Annotated in this window: 17 protein-coding genes; 10 read left to right on the top strand and 7 right to left on the bottom strand. The window is 71.9% G+C overall.

Going from position 1 to position 23,995, the window contains the following annotated elements:
* Positions 1-91 precede the first annotated feature (91 nt).
* The 3 genes from WMF34_RS29895 to WMF34_RS29885 form a co-directional block, all read right to left on the bottom strand.
* On the bottom strand, positions 92-1,618 hold the full coding sequence (locus tag WMF34_RS29895; RefSeq protein ID WP_437989932.1) for a hypothetical protein: 1,527 nt from the start codon (positions 1,616-1,618) through the stop codon (positions 92-94).
* Between the two features lie 8 nt (positions 1,619-1,626).
* The gene (locus WMF34_RS29890; RefSeq protein WP_437989931.1) at positions 1,627-4,266 is read right to left on the bottom strand and encodes a TonB-dependent receptor domain-containing protein; all 2,640 of its coding nucleotides are present in this window, start codon (positions 4,264-4,266) and stop codon (positions 1,627-1,629) included.
* A gap of 237 nt (positions 4,267-4,503) precedes the next feature.
* Positions 4,504-6,306: a protein kinase domain-containing protein gene (locus WMF34_RS29885; RefSeq protein WP_437989930.1), complete on the bottom strand. Its 1,803-nt coding sequence runs from the start codon at positions 6,304-6,306 to the stop codon at positions 4,504-4,506.
* A gap of 838 nt (positions 6,307-7,144) precedes the next feature.
* On the opposite strand from WMF34_RS29885, the gene WMF34_RS29880 reads away from it, so the two are divergent.
* From WMF34_RS29880 to WMF34_RS29870, 3 genes are all read left to right on the top strand, one after another.
* Positions 7,145-8,830 (top strand): FHA domain-containing serine/threonine-protein kinase, encoded by a 1,686-nt coding sequence (locus WMF34_RS29880; protein ID WP_012238434.1) that lies wholly within the window; start codon positions 7,145-7,147, stop codon positions 8,828-8,830.
* A 108-nt stretch (positions 8,831-8,938) separates the two neighbouring features.
* Positions 8,939-9,490, top strand: coding sequence for a hypothetical protein (locus tag WMF34_RS29875; RefSeq protein WP_231864309.1), 552 nt, complete (start codon positions 8,939-8,941; stop codon positions 9,488-9,490).
* Between the two features lie 12 nt (positions 9,491-9,502).
* On the top strand, positions 9,503-11,350 hold the full coding sequence (locus WMF34_RS29870; RefSeq protein ID WP_437989929.1) for a hypothetical protein: 1,848 nt from the start codon (positions 9,503-9,505) through the stop codon (positions 11,348-11,350).
* Here WMF34_RS29870 and WMF34_RS29865 read toward each other — a convergent pair.
* Positions 11,307-12,335: an FG-GAP repeat domain-containing protein gene (locus tag WMF34_RS29865; protein ID WP_437989928.1), complete on the bottom strand. Its 1,029-nt coding sequence runs from the start codon at positions 12,333-12,335 to the stop codon at positions 11,307-11,309. The two genes, WMF34_RS29870 and WMF34_RS29865, sit on opposite strands and share 44 nt — an antisense overlap.
* 61 nt (positions 12,336-12,396) lie before the next feature.
* Between WMF34_RS29865 and WMF34_RS29860 the strand changes: the two genes are divergently transcribed.
* From WMF34_RS29860 to rbfA, 7 genes are all read left to right on the top strand, one after another.
* Positions 12,397-13,581: a phosphoglycerate dehydrogenase gene (locus WMF34_RS29860; protein WP_157906991.1), complete on the top strand. Its 1,185-nt coding sequence runs from the start codon at positions 12,397-12,399 to the stop codon at positions 13,579-13,581.
* A 358-nt stretch (positions 13,582-13,939) separates the two neighbouring features.
* Positions 13,940-14,566, top strand: a complete 627-nt coding sequence (gene rimP / locus WMF34_RS29855; protein WP_437989927.1) for a ribosome maturation factor RimP — start codon at positions 13,940-13,942, stop codon at positions 14,564-14,566.
* A 30-nt stretch (positions 14,567-14,596) separates the two neighbouring features.
* Positions 14,597-16,240 (top strand): transcription termination factor NusA, encoded by a 1,644-nt coding sequence (nusA, locus tag WMF34_RS29850; RefSeq protein ID WP_012238428.1) that lies wholly within the window; start codon positions 14,597-14,599, stop codon positions 16,238-16,240.
* A 38-nt stretch (positions 16,241-16,278) separates the two neighbouring features.
* Positions 16,279-17,421, top strand: coding sequence for a YlxR family protein (locus tag WMF34_RS29845; RefSeq protein ID WP_049876409.1), 1,143 nt, complete (start codon positions 16,279-16,281; stop codon positions 17,419-17,421).
* Positions 17,422-17,436: 15 nt separating this feature from the next.
* Entirely contained in the window at positions 17,437-20,559 is a 3,123-nt protein-coding gene (gene infB / locus WMF34_RS29840) for a translation initiation factor IF-2 (RefSeq protein ID WP_044966120.1), read from the top strand.
* Between the two features lie 10 nt (positions 20,560-20,569).
* Positions 20,570-20,965 (top strand): DUF503 domain-containing protein, encoded by a 396-nt coding sequence (locus tag WMF34_RS29835; RefSeq protein WP_012238425.1) that lies wholly within the window; start codon positions 20,570-20,572, stop codon positions 20,963-20,965.
* On the top strand, positions 20,962-21,333 hold the full coding sequence (rbfA, locus tag WMF34_RS29830; protein WP_272094721.1) for a 30S ribosome-binding factor RbfA: 372 nt from the start codon (positions 20,962-20,964) through the stop codon (positions 21,331-21,333). The genes WMF34_RS29835 and rbfA overlap by 4 nt, the downstream gene beginning before the upstream one ends.
* Positions 21,334-21,372: 39 nt before the next feature.
* Here rbfA and aat read toward each other — a convergent pair whose 3' ends face one another.
* The 3 genes from aat to WMF34_RS29815 all read right to left on the bottom strand — a co-directional run bounded on the left by aat (position 21,373) and on the right by WMF34_RS29815 (position 23,974).
* Entirely contained in the window at positions 21,373-22,095 is a 723-nt protein-coding gene (aat, locus tag WMF34_RS29825) for a leucyl/phenylalanyl-tRNA--protein transferase (protein WP_044966117.1), read from the bottom strand.
* A gap of 61 nt (positions 22,096-22,156) precedes the next feature.
* Positions 22,157-23,158 (bottom strand): glycosyltransferase, encoded by a 1,002-nt coding sequence (locus WMF34_RS29820; protein ID WP_437989926.1) that lies wholly within the window; start codon positions 23,156-23,158, stop codon positions 22,157-22,159.
* A gap of 54 nt (positions 23,159-23,212) precedes the next feature.
* Positions 23,213-23,974, bottom strand: coding sequence for a hypothetical protein (locus WMF34_RS29815; protein ID WP_437989925.1), 762 nt, complete (start codon positions 23,972-23,974; stop codon positions 23,213-23,215).
* Positions 23,975-23,995: the final 21 nt, after the last annotated feature.

Here is a 23,995-nt window from a genome sequence, read left to right as displayed (position 1 = left end):
GCAGGAAACCGGCGCTTTCACCGCGCCCGGGCCCGGATCGCGGCGGCCTTCGCGCCGCGCGCGAGCCGACGCCGCCGCGGCGCTGCGACGTTTACCGCGCGCAGGCCGCCGGCGTCGGGTGCTCGGCGCAGTACGCGCTGTCGTCCGGCGGGCCGATGCGCAGCACGGCGCTCTGCGACGCGAGGCGCGGCCGCGCGCCGCAGACGTCGGCCGTCTCGGCCTCCGACGGCGCGCACACGCCGGCCTCGTTGGGCACGGTCCAGGCCTGACCGGTGCCGTAGATGAGGCTGAGCGCGTAGCTCCCCTCGGGCAGGCAGCCGAACGCCACCTCGATCGTGCGCCCGAACTGCCGGCTCAGCGCCGCCTCGACCTGGGCCACGTCCCGCTCCGCGATGATGTCGTTGCCTTCCTTGTCGGTCTTGTGGCTGAGCACGAGCACGCCCCCCCGCTCCGGCTCGGTCGGGTGCATGCACAGCGCGGCGGGCCGGACGCCGATGAGCGCGCTGTCTCGCGGCTCGTTCAGCGGCTCCGGGCCGAGCGTCGCCGTGGTCACGAGATCGTCGTAGATCGTGAGCCCCTGGAGGAGCACCGCGGGCGCGGCCTGGCTGGTCAGCGGCTCCTTGTCGTCCTGCTTCGCGAACACCGAGATCGGGAAGAGCGCCGGGATCAGGGCCGAGTCGGGGACATGATCGTCGCCGTCGATCGCCCCGTCGCCGTTCACGTCCTGCCGCGCGTAGGTGAGGGTCGGCGCGGGCTCGCCGCCCACCGGCAGCGAGAGCGGGGGCTTCGCCGCGCGCGCGACCTCGCTGCCCGGCACCCCCGCGGCGAGCCGCAGGCGCAGCAGCGACGCCTCGGTGCCGGCGGGATTGGCCGGGCTGAACGTCTCCAGCTGGAAGTCGGAGGCCATGACCACCTCGCCCGGGCTCTGCGTGACGCCGGACGCCGGCGCGAGCACCTCGGCGACGTGGAAGAGCGGCCGCTCCAGCGGGAGCGAGAGGCCGAGGGTGACGGCGATCCCGCTGACGCGCGTGCCCGTCTCGGGGATGGGGGCGGCGATCGTGATCGCGCGGTACCGCGGGGCCGCGCCCCCGAGCACCTCGGTCGCGTTCTCGATCGCGCCGCCGACCACGTCGCCCCGGGTCGGCAGGTTGGCGATGCTGAAGGTGGGATCGAAATTGCCGTCGTGGTCGTAAAACCCGCGGACCTGGTAGGTGCCGGCGGCCAGGGGCGAAAGCCTCCAGGGGACGCTCACGGTGACGGGCGGCTCGTCCGGCTCGGGGCAGTGGAGCGCGCCGTCCTCGGAGCGATCGAGCGCGGCGCCCAGGCCTCCGAAGAGCTCGTCGCCGGGGATCACGTCGATGCTCGCGGCCGAGGTGCCGAGCCCCTCGGGCGGCGGCAGCAGGCGCGTGTCGAAGCCGAGCACGATCGCGGCACCGACGACGTGGCCGTCCTTCGTGCAGGGCCGCGGTCCGGCGTACGTCACCGTGCCGTCGAGCACCCCGGCGGGGCCGCTCTGGTCCGGCAGCGGGACGAAGACCTCCACGTCGTCGCAGCCCGGGAGGGCCGCGAGGAGCGCGCCGAGCAGGAGGAGACCGGTGCGGGGGCTGGGTCGGAGCATGGCCTTGCCTAGAGCGAGTAGCTGAAGAATCCCATGAAGCGCCGGCCGATGCGGTTGCCGAACGGGTGCATCTGCAGCGCGTCGTCGCCGAGCCCGTCGAGCGCGTTGAACACGGTCGCGGAGATCTCGGCGCGGTCCAGGAAGCGGTAGCCGACGCGCGCGTTGAGCAGCGTGTACGCGGGCAGCTCGTACTGCTTCGTGGCGATGACCGTCCCCGTCGGGACCTGCTCGGCCCACACCTGCGAGGACTGGTAGTGAAACGTGACCTCGCCGTCGACGCCGATCGGCGTGCGGACCTGGACCCCTGCGTTCACCTTGTGCCGGCTGGTGCGCGCGTCCTCGAGCGCGTCGCGCCCGTCCGGGCGCTGGTGCACCGAGCGGTTGAGCGCGTAGTTGGCGAAGATGTCGAGCCCCTCGGTGGGGTAGACGCGGCCGCCGAGCTCGCCGCCGAAGACGTGGTAGACGTCGCTCTGGTTCTCGAAGCCGCCGAAGCCGGAGGTGTACCTCCCCGTCTCCGGGTTCAGCCCTCCGGACCCGTGGGCGCGCTGCGAGAGGGTCGTGCGCTGCGGCTCGGCGAGCACGATGAGATCGCTCACGCGGTTGTAGTACGCGGTGACCTCGAACTCGAAGTAATCGCTCTGCTGGTTCAGGTAGCTCGCCTCGGCGGTGATGATCTGCTCGGGGTCGATGGGGCGCTCGGAGCTGCCCGGCGTCCTCGAGGTCGAGAGGAGCTCGAGGCCGGGCAGCGCGAGCTGGATGGGCAGGTCGACGTAGGCCTCGAGCGACGTGGGCGAGCGGAACGCCGTCGAGCCGGAGAGGCGGATCGCCTGGCGCTCGGTCGGCTTGACGATGACGGAGCCGCGCGGCGACGGGATGAGCCGCTCCAGGTAGGGCACGTAGTCGAGCCTCCCGGACGCGACCACCGTGACGCGCTCGCCGAGCTTCATCGAGTCCTGGAGGAACACCGAGCCCTGGTGCTCGAGCGGCATGTCGTCCTCGAGGTAGCTCCACGAGGTCGCCTTGAACCGGTAGCCGAGGCCGATGTGGAAGTCGTGCACGACGGCCCTCGGCGCGCGGAGCGTCTTCACGAACTCGAGCTCGGCGTTCACGACGTGCTGCTGCGGCCGCCCTGCGAACAGGGTGTGCCCGAGGTAGGCGGCGTTGAGCAGCGAGTACCCGTCGAGGTTCGAGTAGTACGTCCGCGCGTTGACGTTCTCGCTGCGGTACGCGACCGCGACGTCGGCGTTGGCGACCTCCAGGTTGTAGTCGTTGAAGGGGCCGATGCCGTAGATGTCGAGCTCGCTCCGGGAGTAGCCGGCGCCCACCGTGAGCTCGCGCTGAGGCCCGAGCCGCTGCGAGGTCCGGAGGTCGATGCGGACGTTCTGCGCGCCGAGATCCTGGCTCTGGCCGCTCGTCTCGAGGTCGATGCGATCGTCCGCGACCTCGCGCGACCAGCGGGGGTAGCGGGTGTAGCCCGCGGAGAGGCGGTACGCGAAATCGCCCTCGCGCGCGGAGGCCCAGACCGAGGCGTAGCCCTGCCGGTGATCGCCGTAGCCCGCGCGGAAGCCGCTCTTCCCGACGCCGGGCTCGATCGTGATGATGTTGACGATGCCGGCGAAGGCGTCGGCGCCGTAGAGCGCGGAGCCCGGGCCGCGCACCACCTCGATGCGCTCGATCTGATCCACGTCGATCGAGAGCGCCTCCCAGAAGGTCGAGCCGAGCACGTCGTTCTTGACCGTGCGCCCGTTCACGAGGACGAGGATCTTGTTGGCGAGGCGGCTGTTGAAGCCGCGCATCGACACGTTCTCGTCGCCGCCCGTGATTTGCATGACGTCCATGCCGGCGACGCGCCGGAGCAGCTCGGGGATGCGCGTGATCCCGGAGAGCCGGATGTCCTGCCGGGTCACGATGGTCGTCGAGTTCGGGGAGTCGAGCGGGCTCTGGGCGCCGCGCGAGGCGGTGACGACCGTCTCCTGGTAGACGTCCTCGGTCCGGGCCGCGCCGACGATCCTCGCGGCGTCGCCGGGGGCCGCCTTCGAGCCCGGCGCTGGTGCCTTCGTCGCGGCCGTCGCGGGCGCGCCCTGCGCGGCGGGCGCCCCGGCGGGGGGCGGCGGGGAGGGCGCCTCGCCTTGGGCGGGCTGCTGCGGCGCCGGCTGCTGCGGCGCGGGCGCCGGCGGCTGCTTCGGCTCGGGGATCGCAGCGGCGCGCTGCGCGGCGAGGCGCTGCTCCAGCTGCTCCACGATCCGCGTCACCTGCTCGCGGTCCGCGGGATCGCTCGCGATGTACTCGCGGTAGGCGGCGAGCGCCTGCTCGATGTGGCCGGCCTCGGCGTGCGCGCGCGCGATGTTGAAGGTGACGTTCGGGTGCGGGAGGATCTCGTTGGCCTTCTGGAGCTGCCGGATGCCCTCGTCGAACTGCTTCTGGGCGATGAGATCCATGCCTGCCCGGAAGTGGAGGCGCGCCTCGGTGCGGGCGTCGGCGAGCGCGCCGCGCGCGGCGGTCATCGCGCCGAAGGCGACGGCGCAGGCGAGGAGCTTCCGCTGGAGCGCCGTCGCGCGGCGCGGCCGCGCCGCGTGGGCGTCGTCGGTCGGGTCGAGCGCCGGGACGTCGCCGCGGCGGCGGTGCGAGCAGGAATCGGAAGACGACATGCGTTCGCTCTGTCCTCAGCGGGGCCGGGGAGCGACGGCGATCCCGGCGAGAGCTCGGGAGCGCTGACGGCGCTGCTCCCCACATCACACCGAACACTTCATCGACGGGTCCACGCGAGGAGCGTCCGGTGAGCTCCTCGCGCGAACGCGAAGCCGCCGCGGCCATGGTAAGAGGCCTTGGCCGCGAAAGCGCGGCGACTCTACCAGAAGAGCGGCCGGGGCGCGTCCGCGCCCTCGTCAGTAGGGGTTGCTCTTGTACGGCTCGGGCTTCTGGATGTTCACCCTGGGCTTGCTCGGGGTCGCCGGCGCCGGGATCGCGGCCGGGTCGAGCTTCGCGCGCACCTTCTCCTCGGCGCCGGAGACGTGCACCGTGGCGGGCTTGTAGCCCGGCTTCTCGAACACGAGCTCGTGCTCCAGCGCGAGCGCGGCCGCGGCCCCTCGCCAGACGATCTCGCACGGCGTCTCGGCGCAGAGCTCCTTGTTGCCTTCCCTGACGGCCGCGCCGGGCGGCGTGCTCTCGATGTGCAGCCCGCGCGCCGCGGGCTCCGGCGCTGTCGCCGCGGGCGGAGGAGGGCTCACCGCGCCCTGCTCGCGCGCCGCCGCGCTCGTGTGGGCGACCGGCACGCGCGCCAGCAGGGCGGCGGCGACGCCGATCCCGACCGCGAGGACCGCGGTGAGCGCCCAGGGGATGACCTTTCGACCTGGGCTCGCGCCGGTCTGGTTGGAGGAGAGCCCCTCCGCGGGCGGCGCTGGGCGCGACCCCATCGCGTCGGTGATCGACGGGGGGACGAAGACGGGCGCCGCCGGCGGCTTGAGGGCGCAGTCCGTGGCGAGGGGGCCTGTAGAGGTGGCGGGTGAGCTCGTGGGGGGCGACGAGTACGGCGTGGAGAGGCCCGGAAAATCGCTCGTCGTCGAGAGCGGAGCGGCCGATGGGCGCGGCGTGGCCGGCGGACGCGAGGGCGCCGATGGGTACGGCGTGGCCGACGGATACGAAGGCGCCGACGGAGACGGATACGAAGGCGCCGACGGGTACGGCGTGGCCGACGTATACGAGGGCAGCGACGCGCGGTAGCCCGTCGTGCCCGACAGCATGGGCGGGTTCTCGCCCGTGTCTCGCGTGGAGATGCCGCCCGCGGTGAGCTTGAGCGCGTTGACCAGCTCGTTCATCGAGGAGAAGCGATGCGCCGGGTCCTTCTCCAGGCAGCGATAGACGATCCCCTCCATCGTCTGCGAGATGGAGAGCTGCGGGTTGTGGACCTGCATCGGCGGGATCTGGTCGTGGACGTGCGACATGAGCGTCCCGACGCCCGGGCCCTTGTCGAAGGGCACGTGGCCCGACAGCATCTCGTACATCATCACGCCGAGCGCGTAGATGTCGGTGCGCGCCGAGATCTCGCTGCCCGTGATCTGCTCGGGCGCCATGTACTTGGGCGAGCCCATGAACAGGCCTTGTTGGGTCAGGTCCTCGCCGCTCTGGGTGTCCTTGACGAGCCCGAAATCGAGCACCTTCACGTGGTCGTGCTCGTCCTCGTGATCGACGAGCAGCACGTTGCCCGGCTTGAGGTCGCGGTGCACGACCCCGAGCCCGTGCGCCTCGCGGAGCGACCGGCAGATCTGGCGCGCGATGTGGGCCGCGCGCGCCTCGGAGAACGGCCCTTCCTCGCGGAGCACGCGGTGCAGGGTCTTCCCCTCGATGTACTCCATCGCGATGTAGTAGATATCGTCGTCGCTCTGGCCGTAGTCGAACACGGTGACCGTGTTCGGGTGCGTGAGCTTCGCCGCGATCGACGCTTCGAGGAAGAAGCGCCTGTGGAACTCGGGATCGTGGTCGCCCTCGTACTTGGGGCTCAGCACCTTGAGCGCGCAGATGCGGCCGAGCGGCGCCTGCTCGGCCCTGTACACCTTCCCCATGCCGCCGCGGGCGATGACGCTGACGATCGTGAAGCGGCCGTTGATGACACGCCCCAGCAGCGGGTCTGCCGCGGCAGCCCTCGAGACCTTCGAGCTGCCGGTTACCTCTCGCTGTCGGCTATCAGGCATGTCGCGCCTCTCCTCGGGCAGCGGGAGGAGGTGAAGATTGGACACACAGCAGCCGCCTCGGGAGCAGTCTGACTGAGGCGACTCTGAGGTGTCAATCTGCAGTGCCACGATACAAGCAGGGAATGCGTGGAGCGTGGTGCGCTGCCGTCCGTGCGGTCGTTGAGGCGTGGCGGGCCGCGCGAGGCTGAACGTCGGTGACGATCGCGACCATGAGCAGGAAGCCGCGTCCCGCGCGAGGCCGCCGATGCAGATCGCGCGAGGCCGCCGATGCAGATGCGGTTCGCGTCGTCGGTGAAGAGAGAGGGAGAGCGACGTGCCTGCGATCGAGAGGCCCGTGAGCGGAGCCGGGGAGCTGTCGGCGCGCACGCGCACGCGACCGCCCTCGCCGCTCCCGTTCACGCCCTCGGACGGCGTCCGTCGGACGATGTCCTTCGCGTCCTCTGCACCGGCTGCATCGTCCCGGACGAACATCGGTCCGCTAGGCCGTCCCCAGGTCGTCGCGGAGGAGCCACTCTTCTCGCCCGTCCGGTCGATGGGACGTGGCTTCAACGGCTCGCTGGCCCGGCGCACGTCACGCCCGCACCGGCGCGGGAGGCGGTCGCGCCGGGCTGGCCGAGCCGCGTAAACAAATCAGTCGTCATCGTCAAGAGATCCCGGCGGCCGGGACGTTCGGAGAGGCGATCTCGGCCCAAATCAGCGGGGAAGCGGCCGCCGCCGCGCTGGGTTTGGCCTCTCCCTCCGAACGACCGTTGCGCTCGACGTTCAGATGGACGACGCTGTGCGCCGCAGCCGGTGTCGGGCACGCTCCGGTTCGCGCTCCTTTTATCCACCGCGGGCCGTGACCAAGACACCCCCTCCTCCCATCACTGCCGGAACGGTCATCAATGACCGTTACGACATCCGTCAGAGCCTCGGTAAGGGCGGCATGGGCGAGGTCTTCCTGGCCTTCGATCGCTCGACGCAGCAGACCGTGGCCCTCAAGGTGGTCCGCGAAGAGTCGCGCATGCCAGGCGACGACGAGGCGCTCCGCCAGGAGCTCCTCCTCGCGCGCTCGGTAGGCCACCCGAACGTCTGTCGCGTGCACGACCTCGCGCCGAGCCCGTGGGGCCCCATCCTCGTGATGGAGCAGATCCCCGGGCAGACGCTCCACACGCACATCCGCAAGCGCAAGGCCCAGGGCGGCTACTCGGCGGACGAGTTCCGCAAGATCGCGAGCGAGGTCTGCAACGGGCTCGCGGCCATCCACGCGCAGGGCCTCGTGCACGGCGATCTGAAGCCGGGCAACGTGATGGTCTCCGAGGGCCGCGCGGTGATCCTCGACTTCGGCTTCGCCCAGGAGCGCGCGCGCGCCTCGGCGCGCCGCCCTGGCGCCCCGCCCGACGGCGGCACGCCGAACTACATGTCTCCCGAGCGGCTGCGCAACGGCGGCGCGAGCCCCGAGGACGACGTGTACGCCATGGCCTTGACCCTCTGGGAGATGTGGACCTGCCGCGTCCCGGAGCCCGGCTACAAGCCGCGGGTCAAGACGATGAAGCAGCAGATCATGTTCGACGTGCCGGCGGGCCTGTCGATCGACGAGGTGCGGCAGATCTTCCGCGGCCTCAACGAGGACCCGTCGATGCGGCCGCAGGCGCGGCACATGCGCTTCTTCAACCCGTCGCAGCTCACGACGAGCCCGATCCAGCTGCCGCGCGAGCGCCTCGATCCGGGCCCGCCGCCGGGCGGCGCGCTCAAGCTGAACTTCACCCCCGGGGCGCAGTCGCTGCTCGTGACGTACGCGACGAACGCGCCCGAGATCGTGGGCTCCCTGCTGCCGCTGCACGACACGAAGCTCGCGCTCGGCCGCCGCAGCGATCAGAGCCTGTGCGTGCCCGAGGCGACCGTGTCGGGGGCGCACGCGATCCTGAAGTGGCAGACGGGGTCGTGGTTCATCGAGGACCAGGGCAGCACGAACGGCAGCTACGCGGACTTCAACTACGAGCGCAAGTCGCAGGTCTCGCTGCTGCACGGCGGCGAGGTGCAGGTCGGCGAGTGCCGGATGAAGCTCGTGACGTTCGGCCCGGACTCGCCGCAGCACCGGCGCGCGAAGCAGTACCTCGCGAAGCGCGACGGCCTCACCGGCCTGCTCGTGCGCGAGCACCTGATGAAGGCGATCGACGAGGACGGCCTGTTCGCCGACTGGGCCGAGGTGCCGATGCAGGTCGCGCGGTACGAGCTGCGCGGGCCGAACCGCCAGGTCAGCGAGCGCCCGACCATCCTGGAGATGCTCGCCCTGCGGAAGGCGGCGCAGCGGGTGATCGATCTGACCGAGATGCTCCTGCTCAGCCTCACGCCGGCCGTCGCGGGCCGGACGGGGCCGCTCAAGTTCGTGGTCTCGATCGTCGGTCCGAGCATCGACGAGGCCCGTCACGTGGTCGAGCAGGTGGTCGCGCAGGTCCAGGGGATGCTCCCGGAGACGCTCGAGCTCGGCGCGACGCTGGTGAAGGGCGAGCCTGGGCGCCCTGCGCGGACGCTCATCGATTGAGCCTGAGCGTGTCCGATGAACAGCCGGCCTCCGTTCCCTTCCACCTCCAGTCCGCCGTCTCAGCCCTCGCCGTACCGTTACCTCGGTCGCGGTGGCAGCGAGCGCCCCGTGCGGCTCCAGATCATCATCGCGCTCGTCGCGGGCCTCATCGTGGTGGCGGTGCCGCTCTACCTGTGGCGGCGCCCGAAGCCCGAGTCGATCCCCTCCGCGGACGCCGCGACGGCTGACGCAGGCGCCTACGCCTGGGACGCCGGCGCGCTCGCCGACGCGGGCGCCGGGCTGTCGGAGGGTGTCACGCTCTCGCCGTTCACCACGATCAAGTGCGAGAACCCCGGCCCGGGCACCACCCCGCCCGAGCGCTGCGATCACGTCACCTTCTTCGAGGACGGCCTGTCGCGCGCGATCCGCGACAACGTCCAGTGCGCCCCTTCCGGCAAGGCGGCCATCACGGTGAGCTTCGTCCTCGAGATGGACTTCCGTCGCAAGCGGACCAACCTCTACGTGGGCAAGTCGACGACGGTGAGCCGCACGAAGACGAAGGAGCTGCTCCGCTGCGTGAAGCGGGCCATGCCGACGCCCGACTGGGGGACGATCCCGCACCAGTACGTGAAGTACAAGATCAACGTCATGGCGACGTACCCTGCCAACGAGTCCTTCTGAGGCGAGAGGCTCGTGCGTAGCGCATCGATCGTCCTGGTGCGCTTCGCGCTCCCGGCCCTCGGGGCGCTCCTCGCGATCGAGGCGCAAGCGCAGCAGGGCGGGCCGGCGGCGGCCGCCGGGGAGCAGGGGGGGCCGGCGGCGCCCGCCGCGCCGGCTCGGCGCGAGGGCTATTCGAGCTACGAGAGCGCCACCATCGAGCGTGTCCTGTCGCGCCTCGGCGCGACGCTCGATCCTGCCCCCGAGGGCAAGATCGTCGAGGGGATCGACGTTGTCCCGCTCGAGGTGATCGAGGACCGCGATCCTGCGCCGGCCTTCCTGAACTGGTTCCACGCCCTCTCGCGGCCGTACGTCATCCGGCGCGAGGTGCTGCTCGCGGTCGGGCGCCCTTACGAGCAGGCGCTCGCCGACGAGTCGGCGCGCAACCTGCGCGACCTGAGCCAGCTGTCGCTCGTCCTCGTCTTCGCCGTGCGAGGCGGCGCTCCGGATCGGGTGCGGGTCGCCGTCGTCACCAAGGACGTCTGGAGCCTGCGCCTCAACTCGGACTACCGCATCGCCGGCGGGCAGCTCGAGTACCTGTTCCTGCAGCCCAGCGAGCAGAACCTGCTCGGCGTCCACCACTCGGTCGCGGCGCAGCTCGCGCTCGATCCCGGCGCGCTCTCGCTCGGCGTCACCTACGCGATGCCGCGCATCGGGGGCAGCCACGTGCGGCTGCGGACCCAGGCGAACGCGATCATCGACCGGGAGACCGGCGAGTTCGAGGGCACGACCGGCGAGTTCATCTACGGCCAGCCGCTCTACGCGACGCAGGCGGAGTGGGCCTGGGACCTCGAGATCTCCTGGCGCGACGAGGTGACCCGCCGCTTCGTCGGCACGAAGCTCGCGACCTTCGACGCGAAGGCCACGCCGGGGGACGATCGCGTCCCGTACCGCTACCGGAGCGATCTCCTGGTGGGCAGCTACGCCGTCACGCGCAGCTTCGGCGGCGGCGCGTCGAGGTCCTCGGCCGTGAAGCACGACGTCTCGGTGGGCATCGAGGCGAGCCGCAAGGTCTATCGCCTCGACGCGCCCGGGGGCCTCCCCCCTGCCGCGATCGCCGAGTTCGAGGAGCGCGTGATGCCGGTGAGCGACACCCGCGTCGCGCCGACGTTCAAGTACGCGACGTACTCGACCCGCTTCTTGCGCGTCCTCGACTTCAACACGCTCGCGCTGCAGGAGGACTACCGGCTGGGGCACGAGCTCGCGATCCTGATCTATCCGGTCACGACCGCGCTCAACTCCAGCCGGAGCTTCCTCGGGATCTCCGCCGCGGCCGCGTACACCGTCGCGCTCGGCGACGGCCTCGCGCGCGCCGTGGTCGAGACCGTCACCGAGCTCGACGGCTCGCAGATCTTCGACGCATCCATCGAGGCGCGCGCGCGGGTTCACACGCCGAGCTTCGGCGTCGGGCGGCTCGTGTTCGACGTGCGCCTGTTCGACCGAACCAGGAACTACCTGAACAGGAAGCTGGTCCTCGGCGGCGACACCCGGCTCCGCGGGTACCCGACGGCGGCGTTCATCGGCGAGGACGTGCTCTCTGCGAACCTGGAGCTCCGCACGCGGCCCCTCGAGATCTGGTCGTGCCAGGTCGCGGGAGCGGCCTTCTTCGACGCCGGCGACGCCTTCGACGGCTTCGACGATCTGCGCCTCAAGCAGTCGGCTGGCTTCGGGGTGCGGGCCCTCTTCCCGCAGCTCAACCGCGTCGTCATGCGCGCCGACTGGGGGGTGCCGCTGACGCGCGGCTACAAGGAGCCTGACGCGCTCCCCGGCGACATCCTCGTCACCTTCGAGCAGGCGTTTCCGATGCTCCCTGCGGACGAGTAGGGACGCCGCCGGCGCCGGGCGGCGCCGGTGGACCGCTCGCGGCCGCCGCGACGCGCGCGCGGTGCGCCGAGAACGCGCCCCGGAGCGCTGGCGTCACCGGCTCTCGGTCGAGCGTCGCGAGCGTCTCGGCCGCCGGCCTGCCCGCGAGCAGCGCGTGCCAGGCCCGCTCGAGCGCCCCCCGCAGGCGCGCGGCGTCGTCCTTCGGCGGCTCCTGCCGCTTGCCCTGGCCGGCCGTCTCCGCGCCGGGGCCTTCCGCGCGTGCCGCATGGAACGCCCGAGCGACGCTGCCGCGGTGCGTGTAGCGATCTCCCTCGAACCCCGCGACGTCGAGGAGATCCGGCGCGATGGGATCCCCCTCGCCGAGCGGGATCCGGCCGGCGAGCTCCAGGATGCCATCCTGGTCGACGTCGAGCGCGAACCGCGGCGGCGCCGCGAGCTCGACGGCGTACTGGGCCGCGCCGAGCGGCTGCACGGCCCAGATCTCCAGCTCGCCTCCCTCGTTTCTGAGCACGACGTCCGGAGCGCCGTCTCGGTTGAGATCGGTCCCGGAGCGGAACACCCCGAGCTGCTCCGTCGCCTCCGGCTCGTGGCCGGGGACGAGCGACGGTATCAGCTGGGTCGCCTGTCTGCGGTCCACGCGCCCGCTCTCGAGGGGCCCCGCGGCGATGACCACGCCGTGCGGCGTCGCCACGCGGACCGCCGAGGTGCGGCGCCCGAGCGCGTCGGTCCCGCTGTAGCCGCGCACCACCACCTCGCCGCCGCGCCGTAGCGCGCCGCGGAGCTCGACATCGAGCTTCAGCCCGAGCTCGGCGGCCTCCACGTCGATGGCGTGCAGCCGAGCGTCGAGGTCCGGGGGCGCGACGAACGCGCCGAGCGTCGGTCTGCCCGCTGCACCCCAGGGAGAAACCTGATGATCGCTGGCGCATGAGCTGGCGCAACTGACGCAGACGACGCAAGCGACGCAGGCGAGGCGTAGAACGCCCATCGTCAGCGAGAGCTTTTCTGTTACGGTTCCCGTCCGCATGCGCCTGCTAGTAGCCGACAAAATGGACCTCTCGGCTCTGGAAGAGCTCAAGGTGCTCGGGATCGAGATCGAGTCCCGGCCGGAGCTCACCAGGGACACGCTGCCAGCGGCCCTCGACGGGATCGGCATTCTCGTCGTTCGTTCCACGGAGGTCACGGCGAAGGCGATCGCGTCCGGGCGGCAGCTCAACCTGATCGTGAGGGCAGGGGTCGGCGTGGGGACGATCGACGTCGCGGCCGCGAGCGCGCGCGGCATCTACGTGGCGAACTGTCCCGGCAAGAACGCGACCGCGGTAGCAGAGCTGACGATGGCGTTCATCCTCGCGCTGGACCGCCGCCTGGTCGATGCGACGTCGGAGCTCCGGGCCGGCCGCTGGGAGAAGGCGAAGTACTCGGTGGCCCGTGGCCTGTTCGGTCGGCGGATCGGGATCGCGGGGCTCGGCGCGATCGGCCGTGAGGTGCTCCTGCGCGCCCGCGCGTTCGGGCTCGAGCCGCACGCCTGGTCGCGCTCGTTGACGCCGGGCCGCGCCGCCAAGCTGGACGTCAGCTATGCGCGGACCTTGGAGGATCTGGCTGCCCGCTCTGACATCTTCACCGTCCACCTGACGGCCACCCCGCAGACGCGCGGTATCGTCAGCCGGAGCGTCCTCGAGGCGCTCCCCGACGGCGCCATCGTCGTGAACGCCGCGCGCCCCGAGGTGATGGACTACGCCGCGCTCGAGGAGCTCATCCCGCGCAAGGGGCTGCGGGTCGGCCTTGACGTGTTCGCCACCGAGCCTGACAAGAGCTCGGCGCCGTTCGAGTCGCACCTCCTCGCGCGAGGGCTCGTCTACGGCACCCCGCACGTCGGCGCGCAGACGGAGCAGGCCCAGCGCGCGGTCGCCCTCGAGACGGCCCGGATCATCCGTGCCTTCATGACGGAGGAGGAGCTGCCCAACGTGGTCAACATCTGCGCCACGTCGCCCGCCCGCTACGCGGTCGTCGTCCGGATGATGGACAAGGTCGGCGTCCTCGCGAACACCCTCAGCGTCATGAAACGCCACGGGATCAACATCGAGGAGATTTCAAACACCGTCTTCGAGGGGGCCACTGCGACCTGCACGAAGATGCGCGTCTCCGGCCGGCCGAGCGAGGCCTGTCTGAAGGAAATCGCGGCGTTCGAGGAGGTCCTGCACGTCGATATCGTCGCGCTGCCGAATCTGGCATAACGCTGGCGGACCCGGCGGGCGCGTCGCGTGCCCGCCGCGCGGCGGGCAGCGCTCCAGCGCTGACGCGCCCCTGGCCGTCGCGCGGTCGCAAGGACGCGAGGACGCGAGGACGCGAGGAGGAACCGGCGGGAGATCTCCGGCCGTGCAGGGGCGGTTTGCCCGTATCCCCCCTTGCATGAAGGCCCGCATTCGACTAGGTTGTCCGCCGACAACTAGGCGGATCCGCGAGCCGGGTTCCCAGTTCGGGGAATCGGCTCTTTTTTTTTGGCGCAGAGGCACCGGGCGCCCTCGCTCGGGGCCGATCGCGCTGGGAGGACCCGGATCCGCCGAAAGTGACGTCTCTCACATGCAGCAACCCATGGAGCCTTCGACCAGAGCCGTGTTCGATCTCGGGCGTGTTCGCGACGCCGTCGCGCCGGTGCTGGCCTCGCATGGGGTCACGCTCGTCGATCTGGAGTGGATCACGGAGCGGGCGGGCTGGACGCTGCGGTTCACGATCGAGCGCGAGAACGCGGACGACGCGGGCGGCGGGGTCACGCTCGAGGACTGCGCGGACGTGTCGCGCGACGTCTCATCGCTCCTCGACGTCGAGGATCTCATACCCAACCATTACAACCTCGAGGTCAGCTCGCCTGGCCTCGACCGGCGGCTGCGTACAGCGGCCGAGTTCGCTCGTTTCCTCGGCAGGACAGCGAAGGTAAAGCTGGCGCGCCCCGCGCCGGACGGTCAGCGGTTGCTCCGGGGCGAGCTCCTCGAGGCTCCGGAGGGGCAGGTCGCGGTGCTGGTCGACGGCAAGCGGATCGCGGTTCCGTTCGCGGATGTCGCGGAGGCGCGCCTCGTCTTCGAGCTCACGGCGCAGCCCAAGAAGGGGCAGCGGCAGGGCAAGGAGCCGGCTAAGGAGTCGGGACAGAAGAAGCAGCTCGCGGAGGCGGCTCCGCGGTCGGGCTCAAAGCGGAGCGAGCGCGGCTCCGAGAAGCGCAAGTAGAGAGAAGAAAGATCAGGAGACAGGGACGTCATGGCAACGATGGCAGCGATGCCGACCTCGGAGACGAGCCTCGGCAGCATCCTCGATCAGGTCGCGAAGGAGAAGGGGATCGACAAGAAGATCCTCGTCGAGACGATCGAGGCCGCGATCTTGAAGGCCGCGCAGAGCGTCTTCGGCCCCACCCGCGAGCTCGAGGCGCGCTTCAACGAGGACACCGGGCAGATCGACCTCTTCCAGTACATGACCGTGGTCGAGGCCGTGACGGAGCCGGAGCGCGAGATCTCCATCACTGACGTGGACAAGCTGAAGCTGGACGCGACGCTGGGCGAGGAGCTCGGCTTCCAGGTCTTCTGGCGGCCCGAGGACGCGGAGAAGGCGCGCGATCAGGACAAGGAATACGGCGACATCCTGAAGCTCAAGCACGGCCGCACGACCTTCGGACGCATCGCCGCGCAGACGGCGAAGCAGGTCCTGCTGCAGCGCGTGCGCGACGCCGAGCGCGATCTCATCTTCAACGAGTACAAGGATCGCAAGGGCGAGCTCATCCGCGGCATCGTGCGGCGGTTCGAGAAGGGCAACAACATCATCGTCGACATCGGCCGCACCGAGGGCGTGCTCACGTTCCGCGAGCAGACGCCGCGCGAGACGTACCGGCCCGGGGACCGCATCGTGGCGTACGTGAAGGACATCGATCGCGAGGCCCGCGGCCCGCAGGTCATCCTCTCTCGCTCCGATCCCCGGCTCGTCGAGAAGCTCTTCGAGGCCGAGGTCCCCGAGATCTACGAGGGCATCGTGCGGATCGTGTCGGTCGCCCGGGAGCCGGGCGCCCGCTCGAAGATCGCGGTGACCAGCCGCGACGCGGACGTCGACCCGGTGGGCGCGTGCGTGGGCATGAAGGGCTCGCGCGTGCAGGCGGTCGTCCAGGAGCTCCGCGGCGAGAAGATCGACATCGTGCCGTTCGATCGGGATCCGGCGCGCTACGTCATCGCCGCGATCCAGCCGGCCGAGGTGCACAAGGTGATCGTCGACGAGGCCGACGGGCGCATGGAGCTCGTGGTCCCGGACGAGAAGCTGTCGCTCGCGATCGGGCGCAAGGGCCAGAACGTGCGGCTCGCCGCGCAGCTGACGAACTGGAAGCTCGACATCATCAGCGAGACCAAGTTCAAGCAGATGGAGGAAGAGGCGATCTCCGCCCTCCAGCAGATGGACGTGGTGACGGAGCAGATCGCCAAGTCCATGTACCGGCTCGGCTTCCGCGCGCTCGAGGAGGTCAGCGAGGCCTCGGTCGAGGAGCTCGCGGCCATCCCGGGTCTCGGCGGCGTCGAGGCCGCCGATCGCATCAAGTCGCAGGCGGACACGACGATGGAGCGGCTGCGGCAGGAGCGCATCCGCTCCGCGAGCTCGCGCACCGAGCCGCTCACCGACCGCGAGCGGCTGATGTTCATCCGTGGCGTCGGCGATCGGACGGTGGTGTTGCTCGAGGAGGCCGGGTACCGCAGCGTCGAGGACGTGCTGCGGGAGGACGAGGATCGGCTGGCGATCCGCACCGGCCTCGGCATCAAGAAGGCGCGCGCCATCAAGCAGGGGGCGCGGGATTTCGTTGAAAGCGAGCAGAAGGTGCTCGATGCGGCGCGGGCGGACGTTCGTCGGGCCGCAGAGGCGAGGCACGCGTAGGCTGCGGGGGAGGCAGAGGACCGAGGATGGGATCAGCGGTGAGCAGGCAGAGCGACGCGGGTGAGCGCGAGCCCTTCGAGAAGGGGCGAGTGCGCACGTGCGTCGGCTGCGGGGAGCGCGTCGGCGTCGACGACGTCCGCGGCGCCCGTCCGCTCGTCCGGCTCATCCTTGGTCCTGGCGGTGTGATCGCGGTCGATCCCGGCGACGGCGGGTTCGGGCGGGGCGCGCACGTCCACCCGCAGAAGGACTGCCTCTCGGCGGCGGTCGCCCGGGGGCTCGCCCGCGCCGCGAAGGGACGTGTCCACGCGATCGTGGGGGCCGCTGGAGGAGGCGCCGAGGGCGCCGGCGATCAGGCCACGCAGCGCGTCGAATCGCTCACGACCGTCTCGCTGGCGCGGGCGATCCGAGAGGCTACCGAGCGCCGGCTCCAGGGGCTCCTCCGGGCCGCCGTCCGCTCCCAGAGCGTGGCGATCGGCGCCGACGCGGTCGTGAGGTCGTGCGTGCGGGGCGAGGCCGCGCTCGTCCTGGTCGCGTGCGACGCGGCGGCAGGCGCGGATCTGCCGGAGGTCAGGCGCGCCGTCGCCGAAGGGCGCGCCGTCGCGTGGGGCAGCGAGCAGGGGCTCGGCGCCCTGGCGGGCGGCCCGCGCGAGCGCGGCGTTGCCGTGATGGCGATCTCATCGGCGTCGATCGCCGCTGCCGTCGCGAACGCAGCGCACGTCGTGGACACGTGCGCGCGCGTCGAGCGGGGCGAGGACGCCGCGGAGGGCGGGCGCAGCCGTGCCGGTCGCAGGGGGCGGCCTTCGCGCAGCGCGGCCGCCCGATCAGAGGAGGGCGGCAGCCCCGAGCAACGGAAGGCGCCGCCTGGCCATGCTGGCCTCTCGCGTCGCCGCGGGCCGGGGACGTCGGGCGTGGAGCGCGAGAACCCCGGGGCCGGGGTTCTCTCGGTGTCCGAGGAGGTCGGGGGAAGACCCGGCGGCCTGGAGGGCGCGCTTACCAGCCGCGAGGAGCGGCCGGTGACGGCGAGTGGGTCCGGTCGGCTTCTTGCTACTGCGCCGGGCACGGGGGGAGGCGGCGCGGTCGGGGGCAGGGCGGCGGTGTCCGGTCCTACCGGACGCGCCTCGACGGTGGACAGAGTGGCCGCAAATCGTCGCCCGCGCGGATGGGTGAGGCGGATTGGTTAACGTGGAGCGAGGTGCATGAGCAAAGTCCGGGTCTACGAGGTCGCCAAGCAGCTGAACATGGACCAGAAGACGCTGGTCGCGCTCTTCCAGTCCATGGGTATAGGCGACGTGCGCAATCACATGAGCGCCGTCGAGTCCGACGTCGTCGAGCGGGTGAAGCGGCACCTCGAGCGGCAGAAGTCGCCTGAGGTGGTGGAGGAGAGGATCCGCCCCACGGTCGTGAAGCGCCGCGCCCGGCCCGGCGCCGAGCCCGAGCCGTCCTCGCCGGGACGCGGGCCCGACCTGGAGGCGCCCGTTCGCGCTGCTCCGGAGCCTGCGCCTTCTCGGCCTGCGGCTGTGTCCGCTCCGGCTTCGCCGCCGCCCGAGCGCGCCGCTCAGGAAGAAGCGCCGCCCCGTCGCCCCGCTCCGCCGCCCGCCGCTCCCGTCGCAGCGCCCTCGGCGCCGGCCGCCGAGCCGGTCGTCGCCGCGAGCCCGCGCGAGCTTGCTCCCGCACCCGCGCCCACTGCGCCTGCCCCGGCGATGCCGCCTGTTGCGGCTGCGCCCCCAGCGCCGCCTCCCCCGGCGGCTCCCGCTCCCGCAGCAACCGCGCCTGCCGCGGCGTCCGCGGCCGCGGAGGAGACGAAGGTGACCTCGCCCGAGCCGAAGCCTGCGCCGCCTGTCGCGGCGCCGCCTGCCACCGCCGCCGCGCCGGCGCCCGCCCCCGTCGCGGCCGCGCCCGAGGCGCCTGCAGCAGCCGCCGCGCCGGCGGCTGCGCCCGCGCCGATCCCTGCTCCTGCCGCAGCGCCCGCAGCAGCGGCGCCTGCCACAGCCGCAGCGCCTGCGCCCGCAGCGGCTGCTCCCGCAGCGCCTGCCGCAGCAGCCGCTGCTCCCGCAGCAGCCGCGGCGCAGGCGCCGGCCCGACCGCAAGCCGCGCCCTCGGTGCCTGCTCCCGCGCAGGGGGCGTCGCGTCCGACGTCGCCGCCGCCCGCGCCGCAGCGGCCTGCAGCTTCGGCCTCCGCCCGCCCGGGCGCTCGGCCGACCACGCCGCCCGCGCCGGCGCCCGCGGCCAAGCCGGAAGAGCCGGCCGGCACGCCGGGACAGGCGCCGCGCCGCCCGTCCTCGCCGCCAAAGACCGGCATCGAGGTATGGCAGGGGCGCCCCGGCGTCACGATGCCGGCTGCCCGCACCAGCACGCCGCCGGCGCGGCGCACGACCTACGATCCGCGCGCCAACGCCCAGCAGCCGCGCCCGGGGGGTCCCAGCTTCGGTCCCGGCGGCCGGCCCATGGGCGGCCGGAACACCCGCCCGGGGACGTTCGGGCGTCAGCGCCCGGGAGGCGGTGGTGGTCTCCCGCGCAAGCCGGTCCAGGTCTCCACGCAGGAGATGGCCTCGCACAAGAAGGTCATCAAGATCGAGGAGCAGGTCACGCTTCAGCAGCTCGCCGCGAAGATGAGCCTGAAGGCGACGGACGTGCTCATGCGCCTCCTGTCGATGGGCATGACGGGCGTGAACATCAACAGCACGCTCGACGCCGAGACCGCGAAGATCCTCGCGAGCGAGTTCGGCTGGAGCGTCGAGGACGTGGCCGTCAGCGAGCAGGACACGCTGACCGCGGCCATGCAGGCCGGGGCCGACACCGATGAGGACGTCGAGATCCGGCCGCCGATCGTCACCGTCATGGGCCACGTCGACCACGGCAAGACCTCGCTCCTCGACAGGATCAGGAAGGCCACGGTCGCCGAGGGAGAGGCCGGCGGGATCACCCAGCACATCGGCGCTTACCGCGTCGAGACGCCGCGCGGCACGATCGCGTTCCTCGACACGCCGGGCCACGAGGCGTTCACGGCGATGCGCGCCCGCGGCGCCTCGCTCACCGACATCGTGATCCTGGTGGTCGCGGCCGACGACGGCGTGATGCCTCAGACCAAGGAGGCGATCTCGCACGCCCAGGCCGCGAAGGTGCCGATCATCGTCGCGGTGAACAAGATCGACAAGCCCGGCGCCGACGCGGACAAGATCAAGCGCGACCTCGCGGCCCTCGGGCTCCAGCCCGAGGAGTGGGGCGGCGAGACGATGTTCTGCGCCGTGTCGGCGAAGATGGGGCAGGGCATCGACCAGCTCCTCGAGTCGGTCCTGCTGCTCGCCGAGGTCCAGGACCTCCGCGCCAACCCGAAGAAGCGCGCCAGCGGCACCGTCATCGAGGCGCTGCTCGATCGCGGCCGCGGCCCGGTCGCGCGCGTCATGGTCCAGGACGGCACGCTCCGCACGGGCGACATCCTCCTGGCCGGCGCCGCGTGGGGCAAGGTCCGGGCGATGACCGACGAGCTCGGGCGCTCCGTCGCCGAGGCCGGCCCCGCGACGCCCGTCGAGGTCCTCGGCCTCAACGAGGTGCCGAGCGCGGGGGATCCCGTCCACGCCGTCAAGGACGGGAAGACCGCGGAGGAGATCGCCGAGACCCGGCGCAAGAAGGCGTCGAAGACGCTGATCCCGCAGGACTCGCGCGTCTCGCTCGAGTCCATCACGAAGAACCTGCAGGAGGCCGATCAGCTCGAGCTCAAGCTGATCATCAAGGGCGACGTGCAGGGCTCGGTCGAGGCGATCACCCACGCGCTGGCGAAGCTCTCGACCGAGAAGGTGAAGGTCACGATCGTGAACGGCGCCGTCGGTGGCATCACCGAGGGCGACGTCAACCTGGCGGTCGCGTCGAAGGCGATCATCGTCGGCTTCAACGTCCGGCCGGCCGGCAAGGCGGGCGCTCTCGCGGAGAACGAGGGCGTCGAGATCCGGCTCTACAACATCATCTACAACGCCGTCGACGACATCCGAAGCGCGATGGAGGGGCTCCTCCCCGCGACCAAGGTGGAGAAGGTCCTCGGCCGCGCCGAGGTCCGCCAGGTCTTCAAGATCACGAAGGCGGGCACGGTCGCCGGCTGCATGGCCATCAGCGGCTCGGTCAAGCGCACCGGCGAGGCGCGCCTCATCCGGGACAACGCCGTGGTCTGGACGGGTCGCCTGTCGGGGCTGCGCCGGTTCAAGGATGACGTGAAAGAGGTGGTCGAGGGGTTCGAGTGCGGCATCTCGCTCGATGGCTACTCGGACATCAAGGAGCGCGACATCATCGAGAGCTTCGAGATCGAAGAGGTCAAGACGAAGCTCTGAGCCTCATCCGATGTTCGTGGGTGTACTCCGTCTCCGTCTCGATATCGTCGGGGCCCGCTCCCTCAAGGACAAGCGCAGCGTGGTGCGCTCCTTGAAGGAGCGGGCGCAGAGCCGGATGCGCGTGTCGATCGCCGAGGTCGGCGTGCTCGACGATCCGAGGCGGGCGACGCTCGGCGTTGCGGTCGTCTCGAACTCGGCGGTCATGTGCGACAAGGTCCTCGCGGACGTGGCCGCGATGGCGGGGTCGCTGCCGCACGCCGTCCTCACGGATCGGGCGACCGAGATCGTGCCGTTCGGCGATGGAGGCGCTGGGGTGCAGGGCGGCATCGAGCAGGCGCTCGGCCGTGACGATGGAGATCTGGGAGCGTCCTCGGACATGGTCGAGGACGCAGAGGACGACGAATGAGCGGCGTGGTGAAGCGGGCGACGCGGGTCGCCGAGCGGCTCCGTGAGGACCTGTCCAACCTGCTCCGGGATCTGCGTGACCCGCGGATCGCCGGCGTGCTCGTGTCGCGCGTGGAGATCACCGACGACCTGCAGAGCGCGAAGGTCCACGTGCGCCACGAGTTCGGCGCGGAGGACGCCGCGGCGCGCCGCGCCCTGCTCAAGGGGCTGGAGGCGGCGTCGGGCCGGCTGCGCAGGGACGTCGCCCGCACGATGGGGCTGCGCGTGGTGCCGACGCTGCGCTTCTTTTACGACGAGGGGCCGGACGCCGAGCGGCGGATCGAAGAGCTGCTCCGGGAGATCAAGGACGGCTCGGGCGAGCGCTCCTAGCGCGGGGTCGAGCGGTGCGTGGCCGAAGCTCGGGCGCGATCAACGCGAGATGAGCCGCTCGATCGCCTGCGCGGGCTCGAGGTCGAAGCGCCACGGTCCCAACCTCGTCGGGGCGTCGAGCGCCACCTTCAGCGCGCCGAGGAACTCGCGCCGCGGCCACTCCACGGCGCCGAATCGCTCCAGGTGCTCCGTGTACACCTGGCAGTCCACCAGCGCGAAGTCCCAGGCGACGAGGTTCCCGAGGAGCGTCGCGAACGCGACCTTCGAGGCGTCGGGCGCGCGTGCGAACATCGACTCGCCGAAGAACATCCGCCCCAGCGACACGCCGTAGAGGCCGCCGACGAGCTCGCCGTTCGACCACGCCTCGATGCTGTGCGCGACCCCGGCGGCGTGCAGCGCCGTGTAGCCGGCGATGAGCTCCTCGGTGATCCACGTGCCGTTCTGCCCAGGGCGCGGCGCGGCGCTGCAGGCCTGCATGACCCGCTCGAACGCCGTGTCGGCCCGCACCTCGATCTCGCCCCGGCGCACCCGCTTGCGCAGCGAGTGCGGGACGTGCGCCTCGCGCGGCGGCAGGACGAAGCGCGGATCCGGGGAGAACCAGAGCAGCGGCAGCCCCTCGTGAGGCCAGGGGAAGATGCCCCGCCGGTAGCCGGCCAGCAGCCGCTCCGGCGAGGCCTCGCCGCCCACGGCCACGATCCCCTCCGGGGTCGCGCGCTCTGGCGGAGGGAAGTCGAGCTTGCTCGTGAGCACCGGGACCCGCATCGCTGTGGGATCCAATCCTCCCAAAAGAGCGCGCGGTTGCAAAGCGTCGCCCGCCGCGCGCTCAGGAGGCGCACACGTAGTCGGAGCCCTCGACGAAGCCGCGCGCCGCGAGGTGGCCGCGGATGAGCGCGCGCGCCCCGCGCGCCCCCACGGCGACGACGAGGGTCTCTGCGCCGCGCTCCAGCCGCGACGGGTCGACGATCGGTGCGCCCTGCGCGATCCGGCCGATCTTTCGCGGATCGATGTCCACGAACCGCGCGGGCGCCACGCCGTTCCGGGCGAGCGCCCTCGCCAGCCGCCGGCCCGTCTTCCCCGCGCCCCACACGGCCACCGGGCGCGCTGGGCCGAGCTTCCTCGCGAGGTAGTGCGCCTTGGCCTCGAGGAACCTCGCGATCGCATACCGCGGATCGGCGAAGGTGGCGCGCCCTTCGCGGTGCCGCCAGCGCAGGCCGAGCTCCGGGAGCTTCGCCATCCGCGCGCCCGCGGCGTCGAGGCGCAGCCACAGATCGTAGTCCTCGGCCCACGGGACCTCCCGGAACCCGCCCACCTGCTCCAGCGCGCTCCGCCTCAGCATCACCGACGGGTGGCACAGCGGGGACTCCACGAACATCTCGCGCGCGTGGTCCTCCGGGGTGAGGATCGAGTTCAGCCAGTCGACGTAGCGCAGCATGCCCTCGCCGATCGGCCCGGCGGCGAACGCCTCGACGCGGGCTCCGACGACGTCGAGCCGCGGATCCCGGAGGAGCGTCTCCGCTTGTCGCGCGAGCCGCTCGCCGACCGAGATGTCGTCGCCGTCCATGCGGGCGAGGAGCTCGCCGCGCGCCGCCTCCGCCGCCCGCGAGAGCGCCCGTGCGATCCCCACGCCGCCCGTCGCGACCTGCAGGACGCGGCGATCGCGCTGCGCGATGCGCGCGACCCTGGCTGGGCCGCCGTCCGTCGAGCCGTCGTCCACGGCGACCACCTCCAGGTCGACCGCGCGCTCTGCGAGCACGCTCTCCAGCGCCTCCTCGATCGTCGCTTCCGCCTGCCGGTACGGGAGCAAGACGGAGACGAGCGGCGCCACGCGGAGACCATGGCGGCGCGCCCGCGCAGCGTCCACAAGAACGGGCGCGGACGCCTAGCGCTTCTTGAAGTCGCCGAGGTGCGTGATGTACCAGCGGCCCTGCCACGAGATGATCGTGTGGACGTCCAGGCTCGCCGGCTTCCCGTCGATCTCGTACTTCAGCTTGCCGTGAAAGGAGCGGTAATAGCCGATCTTGTTGACCTCGTCCCCCGGAGGCACCCACTTCGGCCTGGAGCCCACCACGAAGCCGACGAACCGCGCCCCCTCCCAGCTCTTGCGCTTCCGATGCATCGCCTTCACGTCGTTCACGTAAGCGGCGTGGAGGTTGTCCCAGTACTTGCCGGGGTCCTTCACGTCCTTGAGCGGGATGAACGGCTCCTTGGGGAACCAGAAGGGCTCGGCCAGCGCCGGCTCCTTCTTCACGATGGCGTCGAACAACGCCCTGGCTCGCGCCGTGAGCTCCTCGCTCTCGAGCGCCGGCAGGATCTTGTTGTCCGCGCGGGCGGAGGTCGCGGCGCTCGCGTCGGCGCTTGCGGTGGGCTCCGCTCCCGGGCCGGGCGGCGCGTCGGCCGCGGGCGCCTCGGCGGCCGCGCGATCGCCCCCGTCCTGCGGCGGCTCCGGCGCGCTTGCGTCCTCGGGCCGAGGCGCTGACGCCACCTCGGCCGCGCTGGCGCCTGGCGTCGCTGCTGCCGCCGTGGGCGCGGCGCCGACCGAGGAGGGCCGGGCGCTCTCGGCTGGCCGGGCATCGGGCGCCGGGGTGGGCGCCGCGCAACCCGCCACCACCGCCAGCGCGGTCGCGATGACCTGCTTGATCATGCGCGTGCCCTATCGCAGCGC

It is taken from the genome of Sorangium sp. So ce145 (genome assembly GCF_051525985.1).
In the GTDB taxonomy this organism is placed as follows: Bacteria; Myxococcota_A; Polyangia; order Polyangiales; family Polyangiaceae; genus Sorangium; species Sorangium cellulosum_B.
The sequence above is the reverse complement of the archived record's forward strand: the minus strand, read 5'-3'. Positions and strand labels throughout refer to the sequence as shown.

Coding starts and splice junctions, on each gene's coding strand:
- WMF34_RS29895 (WP_437989932.1), bottom strand. CDS start 1,618: ATGCTCCGACCCAGCCCCCGCACCGGTCTCCTCCTGCTCGGCGCGCTC.
- WMF34_RS29890 (WP_437989931.1), bottom strand. CDS start 4,266: ATGTCGTCTTCCGATTCCTGCTCGCACCGCCGCCGCGGCGACGTCCCG.
- WMF34_RS29885 (WP_437989930.1), bottom strand. CDS start 6,306: ATGCCTGATAGCCGACAGCGAGAGGTAACCGGCAGCTCGAAGGTCTCG.
- WMF34_RS29865 (WP_437989928.1), bottom strand. CDS start 12,335: ATGGGCGTTCTACGCCTCGCCTGCGTCGCTTGCGTCGTCTGCGTCAGT.
- WMF34_RS29860 (WP_157906991.1), top strand. CDS start 12,397: ATGGACCTCTCGGCTCTGGAAGAGCTCAAGGTGCTCGGGATCGAGATC.
- rimP (WP_437989927.1), top strand. CDS start 13,940: ATGGAGCCTTCGACCAGAGCCGTGTTCGATCTCGGGCGTGTTCGCGAC.
- nusA (WP_012238428.1), top strand. CDS start 14,597: ATGGCAACGATGGCAGCGATGCCGACCTCGGAGACGAGCCTCGGCAGC.
- infB (WP_044966120.1), top strand. CDS start 17,437: ATGAGCAAAGTCCGGGTCTACGAGGTCGCCAAGCAGCTGAACATGGAC.
- WMF34_RS29835 (WP_012238425.1), top strand. CDS start 20,570: ATGTTCGTGGGTGTACTCCGTCTCCGTCTCGATATCGTCGGGGCCCGC.
- rbfA (WP_272094721.1), top strand. CDS start 20,962: ATGAGCGGCGTGGTGAAGCGGGCGACGCGGGTCGCCGAGCGGCTCCGT.
- aat (WP_044966117.1), bottom strand. CDS start 22,095: ATGCGGGTCCCGGTGCTCACGAGCAAGCTCGACTTCCCTCCGCCAGAG.
- WMF34_RS29815 (WP_437989925.1), bottom strand. CDS start 23,974: ATGATCAAGCAGGTCATCGCGACCGCGCTGGCGGTGGTGGCGGGTTGC.